21 protein-coding genes are annotated in these 20,286 nt (G+C 70.7%); 15 read left to right on the top strand and 6 right to left on the bottom strand.

Annotated features, from left to right (window positions below; translation table 11 throughout):
• Positions 1-61: 61 nt before the first annotated feature.
• The 7 genes from OP04_RS11620 to OP04_RS11590 all read left to right on the top strand — a co-directional run bounded on the left by OP04_RS11620 (position 62) and on the right by OP04_RS11590 (position 6,883).
• Entirely contained in the window at positions 62-1,636 is a 1,575-nt protein-coding gene (locus OP04_RS11620) for a DNA cytosine methyltransferase (protein ID WP_051797587.1), read from the top strand.
• Positions 1,633-2,049: a hypothetical protein gene (locus OP04_RS11615; RefSeq protein WP_033339579.1), complete on the top strand. Its 417-nt coding sequence runs from the start codon at positions 1,633-1,635 to the stop codon at positions 2,047-2,049. Before OP04_RS11620 ends, OP04_RS11615 begins: the two co-directional genes overlap by 4 nt.
• Positions 2,046-3,017, top strand: a complete 972-nt coding sequence (locus OP04_RS11610; protein ID WP_033339578.1) for a hypothetical protein — start codon at positions 2,046-2,048, stop codon at positions 3,015-3,017. The genes OP04_RS11615 and OP04_RS11610 overlap by 4 nt, the downstream gene beginning before the upstream one ends.
• A complete protein-coding gene (locus OP04_RS11605) occupies positions 3,014-3,778 on the top strand; it encodes a hypothetical protein (protein WP_033339577.1) in 765 nt (254 codons plus the stop codon). The genes OP04_RS11610 and OP04_RS11605 overlap by 4 nt, the downstream gene beginning before the upstream one ends.
• Before the next feature lie 77 nt (positions 3,779-3,855).
• Positions 3,856-5,370, top strand: coding sequence for a DUF3560 domain-containing protein (locus OP04_RS11600; protein ID WP_085066382.1), 1,515 nt, complete (start codon positions 3,856-3,858; stop codon positions 5,368-5,370).
• Positions 5,371-5,488: 118 nt separating this feature from the next.
• Positions 5,489-5,926: a hypothetical protein gene (locus OP04_RS11595; RefSeq protein ID WP_033339576.1), complete on the top strand. Its 438-nt coding sequence runs from the start codon at positions 5,489-5,491 to the stop codon at positions 5,924-5,926.
• A 6-nt stretch (positions 5,927-5,932) separates the two neighbouring features.
• The gene (locus OP04_RS11590; protein ID WP_051797583.1) at positions 5,933-6,883 is read left to right on the top strand and encodes a bifunctional DNA primase/polymerase; all 951 of its coding nucleotides are present in this window, start codon (positions 5,933-5,935) and stop codon (positions 6,881-6,883) included.
• Positions 6,884-7,018: 135 nt separating this feature from the next.
• Here OP04_RS11590 and OP04_RS11585 read toward each other — a convergent pair whose 3' ends face one another.
• Positions 7,019-7,903, bottom strand: coding sequence for a hypothetical protein (locus OP04_RS11585; protein WP_033339575.1), 885 nt, complete (start codon positions 7,901-7,903; stop codon positions 7,019-7,021).
• A 93-nt stretch (positions 7,904-7,996) separates the two neighbouring features.
• Between OP04_RS11585 and OP04_RS11580 the strand changes: the two genes are divergently transcribed.
• Positions 7,997-8,842 carry a DUF6042 family protein gene (locus OP04_RS11580; protein ID WP_232323554.1) on the top strand — a complete coding sequence of 282 codons (846 nt, stop codon included), beginning with the start codon at positions 7,997-7,999 and terminating at the stop codon, positions 8,840-8,842.
• Positions 8,843-8,877: 35 nt separating this feature from the next.
• Here OP04_RS11580 and OP04_RS11575 read toward each other — a convergent pair whose 3' ends face one another.
• Complete coding sequence (locus tag OP04_RS11575; RefSeq protein ID WP_157239675.1) at positions 8,878-9,273, bottom strand: hypothetical protein; 396 nt, start codon at positions 9,271-9,273, stop codon at positions 8,878-8,880.
• A gap of 30 nt (positions 9,274-9,303) precedes the next feature.
• Positions 9,304-9,861, bottom strand: a complete 558-nt coding sequence (locus tag OP04_RS53220; protein ID WP_157239673.1) for a hypothetical protein — start codon at positions 9,859-9,861, stop codon at positions 9,304-9,306.
• 614 nt (positions 9,862-10,475) lie between these two features.
• Here OP04_RS53220 and OP04_RS49515 point away from each other — a divergent pair.
• The 4 genes from OP04_RS49515 (at position 10,476) to OP04_RS11550 (ending at position 12,058) form a co-directional block, all read left to right on the top strand.
• Complete coding sequence (locus tag OP04_RS49515) at positions 10,476-10,916, top strand: single-stranded DNA-binding protein (RefSeq protein ID WP_051797579.1); 441 nt, start codon at positions 10,476-10,478, stop codon at positions 10,914-10,916.
• A gap of 93 nt (positions 10,917-11,009) precedes the next feature.
• A complete protein-coding gene (locus OP04_RS11560) occupies positions 11,010-11,459 on the top strand; it encodes a single-stranded DNA-binding protein (protein ID WP_033339573.1) in 450 nt (149 codons plus the stop codon).
• A gap of 78 nt (positions 11,460-11,537) precedes the next feature.
• Positions 11,538-11,807: a hypothetical protein gene (locus tag OP04_RS11555; RefSeq protein ID WP_033339572.1), complete on the top strand. Its 270-nt coding sequence runs from the start codon at positions 11,538-11,540 to the stop codon at positions 11,805-11,807.
• Between the two features lie 5 nt (positions 11,808-11,812).
• Positions 11,813-12,058: a hypothetical protein gene (locus OP04_RS11550; RefSeq protein WP_033339571.1), complete on the top strand. Its 246-nt coding sequence runs from the start codon at positions 11,813-11,815 to the stop codon at positions 12,056-12,058.
• A 41-nt stretch (positions 12,059-12,099) separates the two neighbouring features.
• On the opposite strand, the gene OP04_RS11545 is transcribed toward OP04_RS11550, so the two are convergent.
• Positions 12,100-12,297 carry a hypothetical protein gene (locus OP04_RS11545; protein ID WP_033339570.1) on the bottom strand — a complete coding sequence of 66 codons (198 nt, stop codon included), beginning with the start codon at positions 12,295-12,297 and terminating at the stop codon, positions 12,100-12,102.
• Positions 12,298-12,344: 47 nt separating this feature from the next.
• Positions 12,345-13,064 (bottom strand): hypothetical protein, encoded by a 720-nt coding sequence (locus OP04_RS11540; RefSeq protein ID WP_157239671.1) that lies wholly within the window; start codon positions 13,062-13,064, stop codon positions 12,345-12,347.
• A 290-nt stretch (positions 13,065-13,354) separates the two neighbouring features.
• Here OP04_RS11540 and OP04_RS11535 point away from each other — a divergent pair, with 290 nt between their 5' ends.
• Positions 13,355-14,347, top strand: a complete 993-nt coding sequence (locus OP04_RS11535; protein ID WP_033339568.1) for a hypothetical protein — start codon at positions 13,355-13,357, stop codon at positions 14,345-14,347.
• 299 nt (positions 14,348-14,646) lie between these two features.
• Entirely contained in the window at positions 14,647-14,808 is a 162-nt protein-coding gene (locus OP04_RS53215) for a hypothetical protein (protein ID WP_157239669.1), read from the top strand.
• A 55-nt stretch (positions 14,809-14,863) separates the two neighbouring features.
• On the opposite strand, the gene OP04_RS11530 is transcribed toward OP04_RS53215, so the two are convergent.
• Complete coding sequence (locus OP04_RS11530) at positions 14,864-15,253, bottom strand: RNA polymerase sigma factor (RefSeq protein ID WP_033339567.1); 390 nt, start codon at positions 15,251-15,253, stop codon at positions 14,864-14,866.
• Between the two features lie 419 nt (positions 15,254-15,672).
• On the opposite strand from OP04_RS11530, the gene mobF reads away from it, so the two are divergent.
• Positions 15,673-20,211: a MobF family relaxase gene (mobF, locus tag OP04_RS11525; RefSeq protein ID WP_051797578.1), complete on the top strand. Its 4,539-nt coding sequence runs from the start codon at positions 15,673-15,675 to the stop codon at positions 20,209-20,211.
• Positions 20,212-20,286: the final 75 nt, after the last annotated feature.

Genomic DNA, 20,286 nt, shown 5'->3' with positions numbered 1-20,286 from the left:
GGAGCCCACGCGCACAGGCGCGGGGTTCCCGCCGCCTTTGTCGTTTCCGGGAGGACTTCGGGTGACCTACACCCTCACCGATCTGTTCTGCGGCGCCGGCGGCTCAAGCTCCGGCGCCGAACTCGTCAACGGTGTGCAGACCGTGATGGCCGCGAACCACTGGGCCAAGGCCATCGCCACCCACCAGCACAACCTGCCGCAGGCCGCGCATGACTGCGCGGACATCTCCCAGGTCGACCCGCGCCGCTACCCGCACACCGACCTGCTGTGGGCGTCGCCGGAGTGCACGAACCACACCCAGGCCAAAGGCGTCCGGGACGCCGACAAGATCCCCGACCTGTTCGACCAGACCCTCGACGGTGACGCCGCCGAACGCTCCCGGGCCACGATGTGGGACGTCGTGCGGTTCCTGGAGGCGAAACTCCTCGCCGGCAGGCCGTACGCCGGGTTCGTCGTCGAGAACGTCGTCGAGGTCAACAAGTGGCTGCCCTACCGGGCATGGCGCATGGCGATCGAAGCGCTCGGCTACTGCGCGCACCCGGTCTACCTCAACTCCATGTACGCCCAGGCCGGCGGGCCCGGCGCGCCGCAGTCCCGCGACCGCTGGTACCTGCTCGGCCACCTCACGAAAATCCGCCGCTGCCCCGACCTACGCCGCTGGACCCGCCCCGACGCCACCTGCAACAACTGCGGGCGGACCGGAAAGCCAGTCCAGGCGTGGAAACGCACCGACCGCACCTGGGGGCGGTACGGCTCGCACGGCCAGTACGTGTGGGCGTGCCCGACCCCGGCCTGCCGCGGCCGGCGCGTCTACCCGCAGGTCCTCCCGGCGGCGGTCGCGATCGACTGGACGCTGACCGGCACCCGCATCCGCGACCGCGCTGAACCTCTCGCCGACAAGACCATGGCCCGCATCCGCGCCGGCCTAGAGCGCTACGCCCGGCCGGCCCTCGTGCCGACCGGCGGGACGTGGCGCACCGACCCGTCCCCGGTCGATGTGCCGATGCCGGCCCGGACGACGCGGGAGAACGACGGCCTGGCCATCCCGCCGGTCCCCGAGCAGCTCGTGGTCCCGCCGATGGTCGTGGCGCTGGAGGGCCGGGCCACCGTCGCCCACGTCCGCCCGGTCGACGTGCCGTTGCGGGCGCAGACCGGCCGGCATCAGGACGCGCTGCTGGTGCCGATGCGTAACCACGGCATCGCCCGGCCCACCGGCGCCCATCCGCTGCCGACGGTGACCGCGGCCGGGAACCACCACGGGCTGCTGACCTGGCCGCAGCTGCTCATCCCGTACCACCGCACCGGGGCAGCGCGACCGGTCGACCAGCCGATCGGCACCCTGACGACCGTCGACCGGTACGGGCTGCTCGACCGCGATGACACACTGGTCGATCCCCTGGATTGTGTGTTCCGGATGCTGGAGCCGGGCGAGATCGCGGCCGGGATGGCGTTCAGCGAGGTGTACGAGATCCTCGGCACCCGGCGCGAGCGGGTCCGGCAGGCCGGAAACGCCGTCACCCCGCCCGCCGCCCGGGATTTGATCGCGGCGCTGGTTGAGACGATCTCCGGGCAGGAGCCGAGCTTTCTGCCGCAGCCGCACCGGGCCGAGTTCGCGCTGGCCGCAGGTGCCGCGTGAACGCGCCGCTGCCGCCGGAGGAGCGGCATCCGGACACGGTGCTGCTGGACAGGCTCACCGCGTTCATCAACCGCAACCACCCGCCGTCCGGCGCCGACGTCGTCCAACTGCTCTGCGAACTGCTCGACTCAAGCGGCCGGCCGGTGATCAGCGAACCGTGGGAGATGACCGCCGAGGTCATCGAAGACCAGCACGGCATCCCGGCCGTGGTGGTGACCGCGGGCGGGTACACGGTGCGACTGTTCCAGCACCCCATCGACTCACCCGACCTGCGCATCGAGGTGCACAACGACACCCCGATCACCGGGCAGGCCACCGGCCCGGTCGGGGTCACCATCGACGACCGGCCGGTGCTCACACCGCGATCGGCGTCCCGGTCGATCCGCCTCGACATCGGGGAGGTACAGCCATGAGCCGCTGCACCCAAACCGAGGCGTTCCGGCTCTTCTCCGCGCTGGCCGACGCTGACGCTGGCCGGCTGACCGGCGCGAGCCTGCTCGGCCCGGCCCTGCCTGCGATCCCGCCCGGCCGGCTCACCCGGGAGGCGGCTGAGGAACTCGCGGTCAGCGTGTACCGGCCGCGGCACACCCCGACCACCGCCGGCCTCATCTGCTACGTCGTCTCCAGCGACGGCACACCGGTGGCGTGGCTGACCTACGACGCCCGCGTCCACACCCCACCCGCCACCGCTCTGACCGCCTACCAGCGCGCTCACCAGCAGCGGGCCGTGGCCGCGCTGTCCGGGCTGACCCGGCGGGCAGTCGCCGCGCTCGCCCGGCTGCGCGACCAGCGCGACGGCCGGATCCCCGGCGATCCACCGGATCCGCTGGGCCCCTCGACACGGCTGCTGTTCGCGCACAGCGCGGATCCGACACTCACCTGGTGGGCAAGACCCTCCGGCGACCTGGACACCACCCGCGCACACCTGGCCGCGCTGAACGGCCGCAATCCAGGCGACGGGCAGGTGCGGGTGGTGGAGGTGGACGGGTTCGGCGACTACGGCCGGCACCGCGAACACCTCGAGTTGCCGGTGCTGTGCGCGATCGACGCCCTCGCCGCCGCCCACGAGCTGCCGGCGTCGGTGATCGGCGACTGGCTGCACGCCGAAGGCGCCACCACAACCGACGTGACCGCCGCGCAGATCACACGAGCGTTCACTGACGCGTTCGCCGGGGTCCATCCGGGACGCCGGTGTTTCGCCGAGGCCGAACGGGACCGGCTCGGCTGGACCGCCGCCATGACCGCCGCCGGGATCCCGCTGCGGTACTTCGACACCCCGCTCTACGCCACCAGCGTGTTCGACCGCACCGCCCGCGCGATCCGGATGCCATCTCCGCTGGCCGGCATCGCGGTGTTCCGGCGGACAAAGCAGGCCGCATGAACACCCCGCCGATCGCCGTCACCCTGCCGGGCCGGCACGGCACGCTCGACGTCAGCATCGCGATCCGGCCGGCGGGCGAAGTCGCCTTCCGGATCACGGGCGCGCGGATCGCGGGCACGGTGGTATTCCGGCCGTGCCCGCTGCCCGGTCAGGCCATCCCGGACGCAGTGGTCGTGCGGTTCGGCGACGGCACTGCGATGCTCGCCGACCAGCTCGCCGACCGGCCCGTCCTCGACGGCCACCGGCTGATCGGCGGCGTCGTCACCACCCTCGACCACATCGGCTGGCTCGCCGCGATCGACGCCACCCACCGGCGTGACGGCCTGCTGACCCCCGTGCCCCGCAGATCGGTGCCCCACCTCCACGCGGTCCTCACCGCCCTCGCCGACCACTACCAGGCCATGGACCCGGCACGGCTCGCGCTGGCCGCCGCCCACGCCACCGCCAGCACCCGGCTCAACCGGCTGGTCCACGAACAGGTCCTGCCCACGGCCCGGCTGGCCGCCGACACCGCTGGCGAACTCGCCGAGCTGCACGACCTGGCCGCGCGTCTTCAGGACCTGTCGCCGTTACGCCTCGCCGAATCGTCGGCGCCCTGCGCGCGGCGGTGGCCACGGGTGCATCCGGACACGCTGATCACCGCAGGTGACGACGGTGACTGGCTGACCTGCCACTCCTGCGGCCAGGGCACGGTCATGCTCGCCGCCGGCGACAGCCTCGGCGGGCTGCTTGCCGCCCACGCCGCGCACTCCTGCCCCTGACCCACTCCTCTCCGGCCCGCGCCGTCCTTCCTCCACCCGGCGCCCCGGCCCGCTTCGGCGGGCCGGGGCGCTTTCCCATGTCCGCACCACGAAAGAGCCCGCTCTTGATCACGATCACGCACACCCACGAAGACGGCACGATCCTCACCGGCTCCCGGCGCGGTGACGGCGTCTACGAGCTCGTCCAGCCACACGGCTTCCGCTACTCAACCGACGTCGGCATCTACATTCGCGGCACCCGCGACCGCGACGCCCCCACCAGCCGTATCGAGGCCACCGCGACCGCGCTGCGCGCGCACGGCCACCAGGTCACCGTCGACATCGACGACACGTGGCGGCCCGCCGCCGACCGCGAAGCCGCACGCAGCGACCGCGCCGCCGACCGCGCGGACCGCTACACCGCGCGGGCCGATGCCGCCGCCGGGCGGGCCGACGCCCGGCACGACGCCGCGCACGCGATCCTCGACCAGATCCCCGCCGGGCAGCCGATGCTGCCCGGCCACCACTCCTACCCCGGCGACCGGCGGCACCGCGAACGCGCGCACGCGCACCTCGACACGGCCATCGACGCACAGAAGACCGCCGACGGGCTGGCGGAGCGGGCGGCAGCGGTCCGCGCGCACGACAACCGCCGAGACAACCCGCGCGTGATCATGCGCCGGATCGAGCGCCTCACCGCCGACCTGCGCCGCACCCGGCGCAGCCTCGACGCCCCGGACACCACCGGCGGCTACCGCGACCGGATCCAGCGCGACTACGACCGGCTCGTCGAAGACATCGCCCACCAGCGCGCCAAGCTCGACCACCTGACCGCCGACGGCACCTTCGTCGCATGGAGCCGGGACAACCTTGCGCCAGGCGACCTGGTCAACGTCAGCGGGTTCGGCTGGTACCGCATCACCAAGGTCAACACCAAGACCGTCAGCCTCGACAACCGCGAGTGGCCGCAGAAAGCCCCATTCGACGAGATCTACGGACGGCGCCGCGACGGGCAGCAGCTCGACACCCCCAACGGCGAGCCGTGGCCGGTCACCCTCGCGATCGCGGTCGCCCGCTGGCAGCGTCTGTTCGCCCGGGCGGCGCGCGGCGGATATGACGAGGCTGCCCAGCGCCACGACCGGCACGTGCGCTGGGCCCTGCGGATCGTGCACGGGCTCGACCTGTCCGCGGCGGCGGCCGAAGTCGCCGCGTTCATTCCCGATCCGGACGAACCCGGGTTCGTCGACGAGCAACGACGGTTGGCCGCCGCGTACCTCGCCGTCTACCAGCGCCTCGACACTGGTGACCCGATCCCGGACATCATCGCCGACCTGCCCCCGCAGCATCGCGAGCCCGCATGGCGGATGCCCGGCGGCAAACCCCTCCAGCGGCACCCGGACGCCGTCCACGAGGGCGACATCCTCGCCGGCATCTACGACCACCACGCGGGTGGGCTCGCCCTCACCCTCGAGGCCGTCGGCCCGGTCACCGCCGTCTCCGGCATCCGCCACCACAACGGCCGGGACTGGATCACCCTCACCCTCCACGACGGCAGCACCCACGAACTCGCCACCGGCCGCTGGGTCGCCGTCCACTGCCCCCACCAGCCATAACCCGCACCGCCCACACGCCCGGCGATGCCACGCACCACTGGCGTCATGCACTCACGCGCGAGCCCTTACACCTGCCCGTCATCGTTCGACAACCACTGCAAGGGAGCCCGTTCCGCCCATGCCAGAGCACCAGTTCAAACCCGGTGACCGTGTCACCTGTAACCCGAACTACGTCGACGCCCGATACCACGGCGTCGTCTGGACGATCGACCGTCTCGGACCCGTCAACGCCTTCCTCAACCACCCCGCAGGCGGCGTCGGCCTGAAGATCGCCCGCACCCTCCTGACACCCGCCCAGAACGGCGACACCACCACGGACGTGGCCCTCCTCCGTCCGCTCGACCTCGGCGCCGTCGTCACCGTCACCTCACCGGCCTGGCGCGGCAGCCCCGACCCGCACGTGGTCCTCAAAGACAACGGCGACACCGTCAAACTCGTCCAGCTCGGCGGCAACGGCAACCGCTACTGGCCCAAAATCCCCCGCACCTGGATCACCGAGATCGACCCGGCCAAGGCACGTGCCGCCATCACCGCCATCGCCGGCGAGACCAGGTGAACGCCGATGACCGCGCGCATCAACGCCACTGGGCCCGAGCCGACACGCGTGCCGACGCTCGCCGCGGCCGCGCGCTGGTACGCGACGGCCGGGATTCCGGTCATGCCGCTGCACCACACCGCCGCAGGCGTCTGCTCGTGCACGGCCGGGCCGGAATGCGGATCGCCTGGGAAACACCCACGCCTGCCGCACGGCCTGCACGAGGCGGCAACCGACTCGCACCGGGTCCGGGCATGGTGGCGGCGCTGGCCGGAGGCGAACATCGGCCTAGCCACCGGCGGCAAGCTCGACGTCTGCGACATCGACACCACGACCGGGCTGAGCACGGTCCTCGACGTCCTCGACGTCGTACGCCCCGCCGGGCCGCTGGTGCGCACCGGGCACGGCTGGCACCTGTGGTTTGCCGCAGACGGCCTGCCCAGCCGGATCAGCCTGCTGCCCGGCGTCGACTGGCGCGGGCGCGGCGGGTACGCCGTCGCGCCACCGTCCTTGCACGCCTCCGGCCGCTGGTACACCTTCCAGCAGCCGTGGAACGCCGCCGAGGCGTTGCCGGAGTGCCCGCCCGCGCTACGTCAGCTGGTCCAGCCCGCCCCGCCGGACATCGTCCCGCCCGCAGGGTCGGGCGAAGTCGGTGACGTGCACCGCTACGCGCAGGCGGCGCTCGACGGAGAGCTCGCGCGGATTCATGCGGCGCCGCGACCGGTGTACTCCGGCGGGCGACGCGTGACCGGCGGCGGCCGAAACAACGCGCTGCATCTGGCCGCGTTCCGTCTCGGGCAGCTCGCCGCCCGCAGCGGCCTGGATCAGTCCGTCGTCCGGCCTCAGCTGCTCGGCGCGGCACGTAACGTCGGCCTGAGCGCCGCTGAGGCCGAACGGACGATCGCCTCCGGCTGGCACGCGGGTCTACGCAGGCCACGTGCGGTTGTTCCCCGAGCCGGGCGCGGCGCGCGTTGGTGACGTAGCGCGAGGGATTCGCCGAGCGGTCGGGGCGGCGCCGTTGATTCTTGCGGGAGATCAACATCGAGGCGCCGCCCCGACCCGGACCTTACCGATCGTCACCGCCCGGCGGGGGCACGAGGCCGGTTCCGACTCTCAGTCGGGCAGGCGGTATCGCATGGAGCGTGTCACGCCGCGTAGGTCGGTCCACGCGAGCCGCACCCATTCCGTGTGCCCAGCCGCCGTCCGATAGATCCACGCGCTCTGGGTGGACTCGCTGGGATGGACCAGTTCGCGGTAGGTGCCTTCAACGCTCACGTCGTCGCCGGTATCGTCGGTGAAAACGGGGCCCTTCGCCGGGGCGTTGCCCGTATTGGTGCATCTCAGGACAAGGATCCCGCCAGACTTCGTGGTCAGGTGCGGTTCGAACTCTGCCTGCGGCTGCGGAAACTCGCGCAGAAGTGGCCAGGGTTCATCGCCTGTGCGTGTGCACTCGATCGCCAGCCGGATCGGTGTCTCATCGTGGCGTGCGGCCCACTCGTCCGCGGTAATCCAGGCCGGTGCGGGGCTGGGCTCCAGTACGAGCGTTCGCCGATCGCCGCTGCGCACGGTGGCCACGTTTACGCTGCGGCCGTCGAGGTCTGCGCCGTCGACACCGGGTACGAGCCTGTAGGGTGCCCAGATCACGGCGCGGAGTTCTTCCTCGCTCGGGTCTCCGGCGAGGACTCGCTGAGGCTGATCGCCGCGGATGCGGATCAGCATCTCGTCTAGATGCCGCAACCCGGGCGGGCCATCAAGGCACAGGGTCACCGTCACGCGATCACTGCCGTGGCCAGCAGCCGCCGCCTCCACGGTGACCTGCGGTGTGAGTTCGCCGTGATGACGGTCGACTTCGACCTTCGCGGTCCTGCGCGCTGACGCGGCCGCGTCCTCCGCAGCCTTAGTCGCCCGCCGGGTGAAGTAGACGCTGGTGATCAGCGCGGCGATACCGGTAAAGGCGCCGACGAGCCCACCGGCCCACGAGAACTGCTCCAGGTTCACAGCCGACACCGTAACGCCGGCACCCGAGCGACGCACTCACCCCGCAGGACACCACGCGACCACAATTGGTAGTCCTATCAGTACGATCAGTGGGTGAGTGTGAACGACACCGAGCACGAGCCGATTCGCGTACCGGCAATCTTCCAGCTGGGCTGGTTCCGATGGCTGCCCCACGCGGCGATGGACATCGAAGACATTCTGCATCGGTTCCCCGACATCCCGCAGGCAGAGATTCTCCTGGCCCAGCAGCTCCTGCACGCGCGCCGGCTCGGCATCACCATCGATCGAGACACGGCGCCTGAAGCGCTCGCCGCCGAGCTGCCAGAGGCACCGGCATGGTCACCTCCCACACCCGATGAGGACGACCCTCTCACCGAGGAAGAAGTCGCCGACCACGACCGGCGGGTCCGCGAATACGACGAGCTGGCCGAGCGGATGGGCATCGGCCCCGTTCGCACCGCCGCACATACGCTGGACCTGATGGTCAGGCTCGGCATCGTCACGGTGGAAGGCTCCGACCACGATGCCAAGATGCGGCTCGCGTCCGATCCGCCGCTGCCGACCGAGGTCCTGCCGCTGAGCCCTGAGGAGCGCGCGCAGGAGGACCACCTTCGCTGGACGAGCCGTTACGGAAGGCTTTCCCAGAAGGTATTGAGACTTTTTATCAACGAGCACGACGGCGGGCTGCGCCACACTGTCCTTCCGACATCTCTGCAGCGGCTGGCCGAGAGCACCGGCGCCGATCCTGAGGATGTCCGTCACGCGGTGCAGGTGCTGATCTGGGAGGGTGACTTCACCACTCGCCGTCAGGGGGCGCCGGTCGATGTCGAACGGATGATCCCGCATCAGCGTTTCGACCTCGTCGTGGATCCGGACCTGTTCCACGCGAACCGGCAATCCATCACGGTCAACCGTCCGATCGTGCGTCCGGACGCCTGACCGCTCCTGCTGCACAGGCCGCTTACGCCGGTCCGTCAGGGGGCCGGCATGCCGCCGGAGCCGCCGTCCGCGCGGCCGCGCCTGGCAAGCAGGGCATCGTATTTGTCGACGGTCGGCAACGGCCGGGAGTCCCGCGGCAGCCGTTCAAGGCGAGCACGCTGCCGCGGGTCGTCCGTGGCAGCGAGAGTCTCCCGCCATTGCGGCGCGGCCCGATCGTCGGGCTCCACGCCGGGAGCCGGGGCCAGGATGTTTGCCGCCACGCCAATCCGCGTGACTTGGTCGACGTCGAAGCGTGACGCCGCCGCGATATCGGCGGCGCTCACACCGGCGCGCAGCGCACCAGCCATCGACTCGAAGAGCCCGGCGAGCGCCTCGGCAACCATCCCGTCGCATGTGTCACGGGCAGCGCGGACACGGTCGATATGCCCCATCTCCAAAGTATGCGACACCGGTATCCGCGATCAGCCTGGCGGCGCGGTCACCGGCGGCGGCCGGTAACCGCGATCGGCGACCGCTCCGGGCAGGAGACCATCGCGCAGCAGTCGCTTAGCCCATCCGAAATCCTCGAGAAGCCCTTCACCGCGCGCAGGCCAGATCTCGGCGTCGGCGACCGGTACGCCGAAGTACGCGACAGTGCCGTCCTCGACCTCCCAGGTCGGGTCGATCGCGTCACCAGCCCGCGTGACGCACCAGGCGTGCGGTAGGTGAATGGTGACGCCCCGCCGGCTTAACGCCGCGATCCCCTCGGCATACACGAGATCGTGCTCGCGGTACGTGCGGGCGGTATACGCGGCGTTGGCGTAGCAGGCGCCGTCCGGCATCTTGTCCAGTCCCGGCGGGCGCCGCGCCGGGGCGAAGCACCGGCCGTGAGCGAGCAGGAGATGAAACACGCTCGGGTATCGCCAGCCGGCCGGTCTCGGGCCGCCCGTGTCGATGAGCCGCACGTGATCCTGAACGGCTTCGACAAGTCGCCGCGAGACGGCATCGTGAACGATCGCGGACCGGCTGCTCGTGATCACCTGGCCCGCACCTTCCTGTCGACGCCGCCGAGCTTACGGCCCGAGCCAGGACCGCGGTCAAGAACCGAACCTCCATCACCTTCAGTGAGCCGGACGCACCCGGCATCTTGACGCGGCGAGACAGCGCGGTGCGAATTTGCTCCACTCGGCACCTTCGCGGACGCGATGCACGTAACCCTGGTGCCGGACCGTCCTCACGGGTGGGGCTCTCCGCGCTGGTCTTCGGCAGGTTTCCCTCGGCGAGCCGTACGCGCACGGGAGGCGTCCCAGGGCGCTGCGGGGTGCGATCCGGGGACGCGCAGGTGGTGCTGTTCCACCGGCGGCCGGTGGCGCCGCTTCTGAACAGGACTCAGGTCAGCCCACCCCAGGCCGAGGCCGCTAAGCCACCGCCAACGAACGATCTTGGCCCGTCGGGTCTCGCTGCGCTCGACACCGAGCCCCATGGTCTCGCTCCGCTCGACGCCAAAGATCGCCCGCGCGGGCGGCTTGCACCCCCGGCCCCAGGCGGGCTCTGACCGGCCCCGTCAGCGCGGCACACCCGGCGCGGCGGATCAGCCGATCCACCTGCCGACCACGGGGTGCCGCACCCAAGCACCACCCTTTGGGAGCCACCCATGCTGTTCAACCTCACCTTCGAGGGCAACCTGGCCGAGAACCCCGAGCTGCGGTTCACCCCGTCCGGCAAGGCCCTGTGCCGGCTGCGGGTCGGGCACAACACCCGCCGCCGCACCACCGGCGGCGAGTGGGTCAACGGGCCGACCATGTGGGTCACCGTCACCGCCTGGGAAACCCTCGCCGAGCGCTGCGCCCAGCTCACCAAGGGCGACACGATCATCGTCGACGCCCGCGACGACCTGGCCGCCTGGGCCTTCACCGCCCAGAACAGCGACAAGCCCGGCGCGCAACTCCAGGTCACCGCCGCCAACATCGCGCTGTCGCTGCGGTTCAACCCCGCCGCCTCGAGCCGGCCCACGCGCACCGCCGCCGACCACGAGACGGACCCGTGGGCGCACGCCGAGACCGCCGCCGACCGCGACCTCGAGCCTGCCCTCTAACACCCGCCCCGCGGGGCCGGGCGCTCTCACCGCCCGGCCCCGCGTCGCCCCCGAGCACGCGATTCTGCCGTCACCTCACCGCTGGAGCCGACCATGCTGTGCACCATCGTCATCGAAGGCCGCCTCACCTCCTCCGCCGAGACCGGGACCACCCGTGAGGGCCGCGAATACACCCAGTTTCAGCTCATCCACCGCGACCGCTACCGCGACCACAACGGCCGCTGGGTCGAGGCGAAAGCCATGTTCTTCGACGTCATGACCTGGGGCGACCTCGCCGCACGCGTCCGCAACCTCACCCGCGGCGACCAGGTCGTCGTCGAAGGCGGCCACCTGATGCCCTACCTCAACGACTCAGGGCTCCCCACCCTCAAGCTCAGCGCGAAGAACGTGTCCGTCTCGATGCGCTTCACCAACGCGCACGCCGGCCCGCCGACCCGGCAACGCCGCGGCGACGTCGTCACCACCCCGGATGGGGAGCGGTACGCCGCGGACGTCTACCCCGAGATCGCCACCGACCGCGAACTCGTCCACCACACCCGCTGAATCCCGGGCCGGGCCGGTCCCCGCGACTGGCCCGGCCCCCTGCCTCACCCATCCCGCACCTGTTCAGGAGCCATCACGATGCATCGTCACGCGCCGGTCGTGATCGTCGTGCCCCGCATGATCGCCGACGACCTGCTCTTCGCCCTCTCCTACACCGTCGACGCCTACGACCACGACACGGCCCGCTGCCGCTGCCCCGACAGCACGACCAGCAGCCCGTGCCCGGACCACCAGCACGACCAGGCCCACGCCGATCTACTCCGCCTTGCCCGCACCTATGTCGCCGCCGCCCTCGACGCCGGTGACACCACCACCGGCTGCCGCACCAGCGGCCTCTCCGCAGGCTGACGTCGATGACCACCATCGCCGCCGCCGTCACCGCAATCCAGTGCGGGCCGGTGCCCTACCGAGACGAGTTCGTGGTGCACCACGGCGGCGCCTACGTCGTGCCCGGGCGGCGCGCCGTCGCCGGTGAATGGCTCTACCCATGCCCGGAACAGTGCCAGGACGACGGCCTGCTCGGGATCTGGATCGGCCCGGACGACGAGCCTGAGCGCCAGGTGCTGATCTGCCCCTCATGCGGGCTCGACTGCACCTGACCAGCGATCTGGGCCAGCCTGCGTCTCTGGGTGGTGCATCGTTAGCGTTTCGGCCCCTTTCCTCCGTCCCGCCACCGAAGGAAGATGCACAGCACGTTGATCGCGGTGTCGCGGCGCCCGACGTCCTTCGTCCATATCGCTACGCTGGCGAACACCACAAGGACAGCAATGACGGTGCCGATCAGGATGTAGGCCGGCGTGGACAGGCCGGCTACGGCGTTGGTGAGAACAGAGATCATTCGGTCGCTCCGAAGGCGTACCTCAGGAGCGCTGTAACCAGGCCGGGTCAGGCCGGTGTGGCTCCGAGGGTGATGGGCAGGACGCGCGGTTCCTGCCGCCTGTCGGGTCCTCGGGTCCGGTGCGGACTCGTGAAGTTCGGGGTGCCCGGTGGCCTGACCAACGGTGTCGTACGGAAAACCGCCGCGCAGCGGCTCAGCAGCACCGCGAGCCTCAGCAGCACCGCTTTAAGCACGGCCGCAAGCGCGAATACAGGAACGCCGAGATGGTGTGAGCTGACGGTCAACTTCCGGGCGAGCGACCGACGCGTCGAACGATCAACCATTGCGGCGAACAGCTGCTCAAGTGGCGGTGTCGGCCGGCTTGTCGCGGCGGCGCTGGCGAACAAGTCCGGCAGCGAGCCGCTGAGCCGTGTGTAGGAGCTTCCCGGGCCGGTCGGCGGCTGCCAGACCACACCGGCCGGCTCTTCAAGGTTGATAAAGAAGACGCGGTACTCAGGCTGCGCTAACTCGCCGGGGTAGCGGTTGATGCGACCAGGACGCTGAGTTAGCTGGTGTATCGGGGAGAACACCGAGCTGGCCTTATCCGCATCGTGCAGTGCAGCCAGCGCCTGTAAGAGAACCGCAGATTTCCCGATACCCGCGTCGCCTACGAACCGGAAGTGTCCCTGCGACCGTGGCGGGTCCTCCATCGGCGGCAGATCGTGGTTGAGGGTGGGGCGCGGCGACAGCAGGTTTCCCTGCTCGATCCACCACGCCACGTCACCCATACCGAGCATCCTATTGCGACCGCGCCACATCAGCGAGCGCCACCGTAGGCGGTCCCCGCCCGGGTGAAACCTCGGCGGGATCCGCGTGGCGGCGCGTCCGCGAGGACAGACGTTGTGGGATGTTGCGGTTGGCGACGTTGGGCGCCAGGTCGGAGCCGCATGACCCGGTATGCGGTCAGTCCGCCAAAAGGGCCACCGCCTTACCCGGCTGCATCGTCACATCTCTGAGATCGCGCCATCGTTGTGTGCCGACTTCTCCACACGCTGACCGGGCAGCGCAGGAGGTCGTCATGCCCAGAGCCCGGGTGTCCGCGTTCGCGCGGCTGTTCCGCACCGTCACCGGTGAATCCCACGCGCGCGCGTTACAGCGTTTGCGAGCGGATCCGGTGCTGATGCCGGCCGCGTCGGCGATGCAGGCGAGTCTGGAGTACAGCGTGCTGAAGCTTCTCGGGCGTCGCGGAGAAACCGATGGTCACGGCTGGAGGCCCGGCGATGACCCTTTCGGAATCAGCTGGGTCTCGCCGTCCTCTGACGCACTCGACATCGGCGTCAAGTTGACCGCGCTGCCCGACGTCCTCGGCGCGCTCATGCCGACCTACCGCCCAGACGACGAGCCCCGCGGGCTCTGGGGACTGCGCGCGCAGCTGCTGCCTCATGGGGTGCAGCTACGGCGGCTCGGGCTTCCCGGTGTCATCCGGCTGGCCGGGATTCGCCCCGCCCAGTGGTGGCGCGCCGCAGCCGCCTATCTCGATACCCAGCATGAACCGCGCGACATGCAACTTCTCTGGCTCACCCATCCGCAGCGGATGCACCCAGAGGAAGAATCCTTCGCTCACCAATTCGGGTCCGGCTACACCACCGAGACACGGTTTGAAGAACCTGCTCTGCTGGCCTCCGTGCTGCTGCGCCGGCACATGGTGTTCCGTCACCCGTCGATCGCCGCTGTCGACCTATGGCAGAACTGGGAACGCATCGAACTGGAGTGGGCTGACGGCCCCGACCATGCCACCGTCATCGACACCCTGCTCGACCCGGTCCTCGGCGTGCCCGGAGTCGTCAGCGGTAGCTGCCATTGCACGTCCGGTGACCGCTGCTGGTCGATTGAGCTGACGACGCAGGCCGCGCCGGGCGCCGTGCTGAATCTTCGACGGTGTCGATACGGCTGGAGCGAATACCGCGAACGGTCCAGTGACGAAGCCCGCGTCCAACGCCACGCCGCGCTGCGCCGGCATTGGGGTTGCGGGCCTGGAACCCTGGCAGCCACACCTGCTGCGGCGCGCTAACGCACACGTCACCCGGCCCGCGCAGTCCACGACCCGCCCCGGGGCGGCCGGGCGTTCGGCCGTCGGGCTTCAGTGAAGACCGGCCGCGCGAGGGCCGGCAAGCGCCACCCGGGACCTGCCGTGCCCCGGCTCGCTTCGCATCGCCGTCGCTGCCGCTGGCCCGCCAGCTCCCGGTCTGGCCTGCGGCCTGCTTGACCTGCCCTGGCGGCGGGCCGGTCTCTCACCGGCCCGTCAGCACGGCGCCCGGCCCCAACCCGGAGCCGCTCGGTCGCCGTGCCCGCCGCAAGGAGGCTCCCGTCATGTTCCACGCACTCGAGATCGCCGAGGACCACCGCGACCGCAACCGCCGCGGCCGTCCCGGCACCCCCGTCACCGTCGGAGAAAGGGACGTCTACGACCTCGCCAACCCCCACGACCTCGCCGAATACCACCTCGTCCTGTCCTACACCCGCACCGCATAACACCCGCACCACCGCAAGGGCCAGCCCGTTCATGCTGGCTGGCCCTTCACCATGCTCACTCACCGACCAGCACGCCGTCCGGCGCCCACCCGTACTCCTCACCCACGTCATCCGGCCCGGCGCCGAGCCCGGCCGGCATCTCCTTCTCCACGACCTCCACGACCTCCACGTCCGGGGTGCCAGGTCCGCTCGCCGTGGACGTGGTCTTCGCGCGGGCGAGCGCGGCTTTCACCTCGCTCACCGGGATGTCGACCATCCCGGCTATCTCCACCACCGGCTCCCCGAGTGCGCGCAACTCGCGCAGCGCCCCGTCCGCCTGCCCGTGCAGCTGCGCCGCGACCACTTGGGCTTCGTGCACGATCCGCAGCGCCCGCTCGCCGGCGTCCTGCATCACCTGCGTCGCCTTCTCGGACCGGTCGAAGTAGATACCGACCTGCGCGGTCACCGCCGCCTCATGCGCCGCCCGACGGGCCTGCCGCAACGCCGCGACCTCCGACGCCCGCCGCGCCGCCGAACGATTAACCCCAGCACCACTCACGCGCTTCGCCATAGCCACAAAAACTAGCCACCAGAACGCCATTCCATCAAGACCATGTCGCAAATTCAAGCCACATCAAGCCAACCCCAAACAACCGAATACAACCACAAGTCAAATCCACACAAGCACGCCATATAGCTGCACAAATACCAGATCCCGAGGCCAACAAGAATTAGCCGACACACCTCTTGCAGATGCTCTTGTCATGGATAAAACCCGGCCGGTAAGCTGGTCACGCAGATGATGCAAATGGCCGACTAAAACAGCCCGCGAATGCACACCATTCGCGGGCATTGTCATGCGATGGGTGAAGGGGGCGAGCCGGGATGATGACGTTGCACAAGCTGTCCGTCGGGGACGGCTACACCTACCTGACCCGGCACGTCGCCGGCGGCGACAGCACCCGCACCGCCGAACAGAGCGCGGCCGACTACTACACCGCGCGCGGGAACCCGCCCGGCCGCTGGGGAGGCCGCGGTCTGGACGCGCTCGGGCTCTCCGGGACGGTGACCGAGACGCAGATGAAGCATCTGTTCGGGCAGGGGATGCACCCGGACGCGGACCGAATCACCGCCGACTACCTGCGCGAGCACGTCCGCGACGGGATGGACGCTGAGGCACTGGCGAAGCTGTCCGAGGAGGCGATCCGGGCGGCGACGCTTGGGCGCCGGTTCCCGGTCTACGCCACTCTGGAGCACTTCGACCTACGTGTGGCGGCTCGTCTGGGTGTGATCCGGGAGGAGACCGGGCGGGAGCCGACGCAGGCGGAGATCGGCACGGTCCGCACGGAGGAAGCACGTCGGGCGCGGGGCGGGGTCGCCGGGTACGACCTGGTCTTCACCCCGGTTAAATCCCTCGTGCTGCTGTGGGCGCTCGACGACCGCGAGTGGGTACGGGATGCGATCCGTGAGATTCACGAGCAGGCCCGCGACTCCGCGATCGCGCTCCTGGAAGAGCACGCGGCGTTCACCCGCATCGGCGACGTCGGCCAGGCACAGCTGGCCACCCGCGGTCTGATCTACACGGTGTTCGACCACTTTGACTCCCGCGACGGCGATCCGAACCTGCACTCGCACGTGGCGATCAGTAACAAGATCCAGGGGTCGGACGGTGGATGGCGCAGCCTCGACGGACGCGCGCTGCACCGGATCGCAGTCGCCGCGTCGGAGCACTACAACTCTCAGATCGAAACCCTCGGCGCCGCCCGGCTCGGCCTGGAATTCGCGGTCCGGCCGGACACCGCCCGCAAACGGCAGCCGGTCCGGGAGGTGGCCGGGGTACCGGTCGAGTTCATCGGCACGTTCTCCTCCCGGCGCGGGCAGATCGAGGCCCGCTACGACGATCTCGTGGTCGAGTTCCGGCGTGCGCACGGCCGGGACCCGGACAACCAGACCGCGTTCCGGCTCGCCGAACGCGCGAACCTCGACACCCGCCGCGACAAAGCACTGCCGCGCTCGCTCGCCGAACTGCGCGCGGAATGGCAGGAACGTCTTGTCGACGCGCACGGCCGGCGGGCGCTGAAGAAGCTTGGCGGCGTGGTCGCTGTCAACAGCCGTGAGCAGCCCGTCATCGTCTCATCCACAATGTTGTCCACAGCAGACATCGCGACGCTGGCGCAACTGACCGTCGGGCGAGCGGAGCAGTCCCGCTCGACGTGGACGGTCTGGAATCTGCGCGCCGAGGCCGACCGGCTGCTGCGCGAACCACCCGACTCGTTGTTTCCGGGCGGCCTGCGTTTCGCCGACACGGAGGCGCGGACGCGCCTGGTGGAGGCGGTCGTTGCGCGGTCGATCGGCGAGGAGTGCGTGCCGGTCACGGTCCAGCCGCCGCTGGACGAGCCGGACGCGCTCCGGCGTGCGGGCGTGTCGGTGTTCGTCGAGCACGGGGCCGCGCGGCACACCAGCCGCGCGATCCTCGACGCCGAACAACGCCTCCTCGACGCCGCCCGCACCACCACCGGCCCGGCCAGCGCCGTCGCGCAGGTGCACGCGATTCTCGACGGGTACGAGGCCGCCGAGCGCAAGGTGCTGGACGCGGGGCAGCGGGCGATGGTGGCCGCGTTCGCCACGGATGCACGGCAGATCGTCGTCGGACTCGGCCCGGCCGGCGCCGGGAAGACGACCACGATGCACGCCTACCAGCACGTCCTCACCACCCAGAACCGCCGCCTGATCCCGCTCGCCACCTCGGCCGCCGCAGCAGCAGTCCTCGGCGACGATCTCGGGGTGCCGGCGGAAAACCTGCACAAGTTCATCTACCACCACCTCGTCGAAGGCCAACCCGCACCGGGCCGCGACGGCGCGATCCCGGCACACAAGGCGTTCTTCCACGTCCGCGCCGGTGACGTGATTCTGGTCGACGAGGCGGGGCTGGCCGGCACCCGCAACCTCGACACCCTCCACACGATCGCGCAGCAGCACGGCGCGACGATCCGGCTGCTCGGCGACTACCGCCAGCTGTCCGCCGTCGAATCCGGCGGCGCACTCCGGCTGCTCGCCACCGAAGCCGGCGCCGTCGAACTCAACACCCTCCACCGCTTCACCCACCCCGCAGAAGCCGACACCACCCGCCGGCTACGCGACGGCGACACCACCGCCTTGGACTACTACCAGCAGCACGATCGGATCCGGGCCGGGTCGGCGGAGGCGATTATCGAGCAGGCGTACACCGCCTGGCACACCGACATGAGCGCCGGGCGTCGGACTCTGATGGCCGCCTCCACCACCACCGGCGTCACCGCCCTGTCCGCCCGTGCCCGCGCCGACCGAGTCGCCGAAGGACAGGTCGAAGCCGACGGCGTGACCTTGCACGACGGGACCCGGGCCGGGCGCGGGGACTGGATCGTCACCCGCGTAAACGACCGGCAGATGACCTGCAACCGCGGGAAGGACTGGGTCCGTAACGGCGATGCCTGGACCGTCACCGCCCGGAAGGCCGACGGGTCGCTGAAGGTCCAGCACATGCGCCACGGCGGCACGATCACCCTGCCCGCCGCGTATGTGGCCGGGAACGTGGAGCTGCTCTACGCCACCACCGTCCACCGCGCCCAAGGCGCCACCGTCGACACCACGCACGCACTGATCAGCGACGACATGACCCGCGAAACGCTCTACGTCGCCGCCACCCGCGCCCGCGAGAAGACCACCCTCTACGCGATCACCCACCACGTCCTCCCGGTCGATGAGGACGCGCGCCTCGACCGCACGATCTACGACCGGCACAACCGCGCCGGCCGGGAAGTCCTCGAAACCGTCCTCGCCCGCGAAGGCGCCGAACCCTCCGCAACCGAAGCGATCGCCCAGGCGCACGACGACGCCCAATCCCTCGCCATGCTCGCCCCCAGGTTGCGGTTCGCCGTCGAGAAAGCCGACACGATCCGGCTCCGCGCGCTCGTCACCGGCGTCCTCGGCCACGACGCCGCCGGGGTCGCGAAGGATCCGGCGTGGCCGGCGGTCATGCGCGCCTTGCACCGAGCCGAGGCCGACGGATGGGACCTTCCACAGGTCCTCGCCGGCACCGCACGCCGCGGTCCGCTGACCCGCGGCGAGTCCCCAGCCCAACTGCTCGCGTGGCGTATCGACAACCACATCGAGGGCCGCACCCCGCCCCCGGCACTCGCCGCACCGAGCAAAACCGACGCGGCGCGGTACGCCGCGCTCGTCCACCTGCACGCCCCGCGCGTCACCGCGCTCGACCCGGCACACGCCACGACACCGCCGTCCGCGCTGCACACCCACCCGGCCACCGGCCGCACCAACCCCGAACAACTCGTCCGCCTCGTTCTCGACGAGCAGACCGCGGAGCGGGCGGTCACCGAACCATCGTGGCCAGCCTTGCAAAAGGCACTCCAGCGCGCCGAACACGCCGGGTACAAGCCCGCCGATGTCCTGGCCGCCACGGTGCTCACGCATCCGCTGAACACCGCACGCTCGATCTCAGACGTCCTGGCCTGGCGAATAGCCCGCCACCTCGACACCAACCCGGCCCCCACCATTCCCGGCAACACCGACAGCTGGCGGACCCTGGCCTGGACGCTCAAAGCCGCCGAGCAGAGCGGCCAACCCGTCGAACGGCTGCTGGCCGGAACCCGGCCGGACAGCGGGCTCGACGACGTCCGCCGCCTCGTCCACGAACGCACCCGCCCCGCCCCCGCGCACGGCCCGCTGCCCTGGATCGCCCCCGTCCCGACCGAGGTCGACGCCGAATGGCGCACCTACCTCGACGCTGCCGGGCACCTGGTCCGCGACCGCGTTCAGGCACTGGCGGCCGGCGCGATCACCAGGCAGCCCGCCTGGATGTCCGGGCTCGGCGCGCAGCCGGCCGACCCGCACGCCGCACAGCAGTGGCAGCAGCGGGTGGAGGTGATCGCCGCGTACCGCGACGAGTACCAGGTCCGTACCGACGACCCGCACCAGCCGCTCGGCGCGTACCCGGCAGCCGACAGCACCGCGCACCGCGCGTTCCTGCACGCCGCCGACGCGGTCCTCGCCACCCGCCACCCGCACGCCGCCACACCCGACGTCATCGACGTGCGGGTCACCGCGGACATCTACCTGGCGCTACCGGACCTCGAACGCGAAGACGTCACCCAAGCCGTCACCGGACGGCTCGGACCCGACTGGCTGGGACCCCGGCACCGCACCGCCGACACCCTCATCACCACCCCCACCTACGCCACGCACCTGCGCGCCGAACTCACCACCCGCGGCCACCTCGACCCGGCAGCCGCACACGAACCGGCATCCGCCGAGGCCGTCACGACCGGCCAGCCACCAGCACAAACACACCTCGGCCGGGGCCGAGGCGGGCCGGCTCTGCCGATGGGCCAAGCCGTCTCGCAGCCCGGCATCCAGGTCACCTGGTAGCCCTCGCCCACAGCCGAATCCAGGCCGCCACCGGCACCCGAACGTCTCGCTTCAAACCCTGAACGCGAAAGTAAT

The organism is Catenuloplanes japonicus (assembly GCF_000717135.1).
Lineage (GTDB): Bacteria > Actinomycetota > Actinomycetes > Mycobacteriales > Micromonosporaceae > Catenuloplanes > Catenuloplanes japonicus.
Note: the sequence above shows the minus strand (reverse complement) of the source record. Positions and strands in the feature narration are given on the sequence as shown.

What these genes read in the sequence shown, in the direction of transcription:
- OP04_RS11610 (WP_033339578.1), top strand. Translation starts at nt 2,046, where the DNA reads ATGAGCCGCTGCACCCAAACCGAGGCGTTCCGGCTCTTCTCCGCGCTG.
- OP04_RS11605 (WP_033339577.1), top strand. Translation starts at nt 3,014, where the DNA reads ATGAACACCCCGCCGATCGCCGTCACCCTGCCGGGCCGGCACGGCACG.
- OP04_RS11600 (WP_085066382.1), top strand. Translation starts at nt 3,856, where the DNA reads ATGTCCGCACCACGAAAGAGCCCGCTCTTGATCACGATCACGCACACC.
- OP04_RS11595 (WP_033339576.1), top strand. Translation starts at nt 5,489, where the DNA reads ATGCCAGAGCACCAGTTCAAACCCGGTGACCGTGTCACCTGTAACCCG.
- OP04_RS11590 (WP_051797583.1), top strand. Translation starts at nt 5,933, where the DNA reads ATGACCGCGCGCATCAACGCCACTGGGCCCGAGCCGACACGCGTGCCG.
- OP04_RS11575 (WP_157239675.1), bottom strand. Translation starts at nt 9,273, where the DNA reads ATGGGGCATATCGACCGTGTCCGCGCTGCCCGTGACACATGCGACGGG.
- OP04_RS49515 (WP_051797579.1), top strand. Translation starts at nt 10,476, where the DNA reads ATGCTGTTCAACCTCACCTTCGAGGGCAACCTGGCCGAGAACCCCGAG.
- OP04_RS11560 (WP_033339573.1), top strand. Translation starts at nt 11,010, where the DNA reads ATGCTGTGCACCATCGTCATCGAAGGCCGCCTCACCTCCTCCGCCGAG.
- OP04_RS11555 (WP_033339572.1), top strand. Translation starts at nt 11,538, where the DNA reads ATGCATCGTCACGCGCCGGTCGTGATCGTCGTGCCCCGCATGATCGCC.
- OP04_RS11550 (WP_033339571.1), top strand. Translation starts at nt 11,813, where the DNA reads ATGACCACCATCGCCGCCGCCGTCACCGCAATCCAGTGCGGGCCGGTG.
- OP04_RS11545 (WP_033339570.1), bottom strand. Translation starts at nt 12,297, where the DNA reads ATGATCTCTGTTCTCACCAACGCCGTAGCCGGCCTGTCCACGCCGGCC.
- OP04_RS11540 (WP_157239671.1), bottom strand. Translation starts at nt 13,064, where the DNA reads ATGGGTGACGTGGCGTGGTGGATCGAGCAGGGAAACCTGCTGTCGCCG.
- OP04_RS11535 (WP_033339568.1), top strand. Translation starts at nt 13,355, where the DNA reads ATGCCCAGAGCCCGGGTGTCCGCGTTCGCGCGGCTGTTCCGCACCGTC.
- OP04_RS53215 (WP_157239669.1), top strand. Translation starts at nt 14,647, where the DNA reads ATGTTCCACGCACTCGAGATCGCCGAGGACCACCGCGACCGCAACCGC.
- mobF (WP_051797578.1), top strand. Translation starts at nt 15,673, where the DNA reads ATGATGACGTTGCACAAGCTGTCCGTCGGGGACGGCTACACCTACCTG.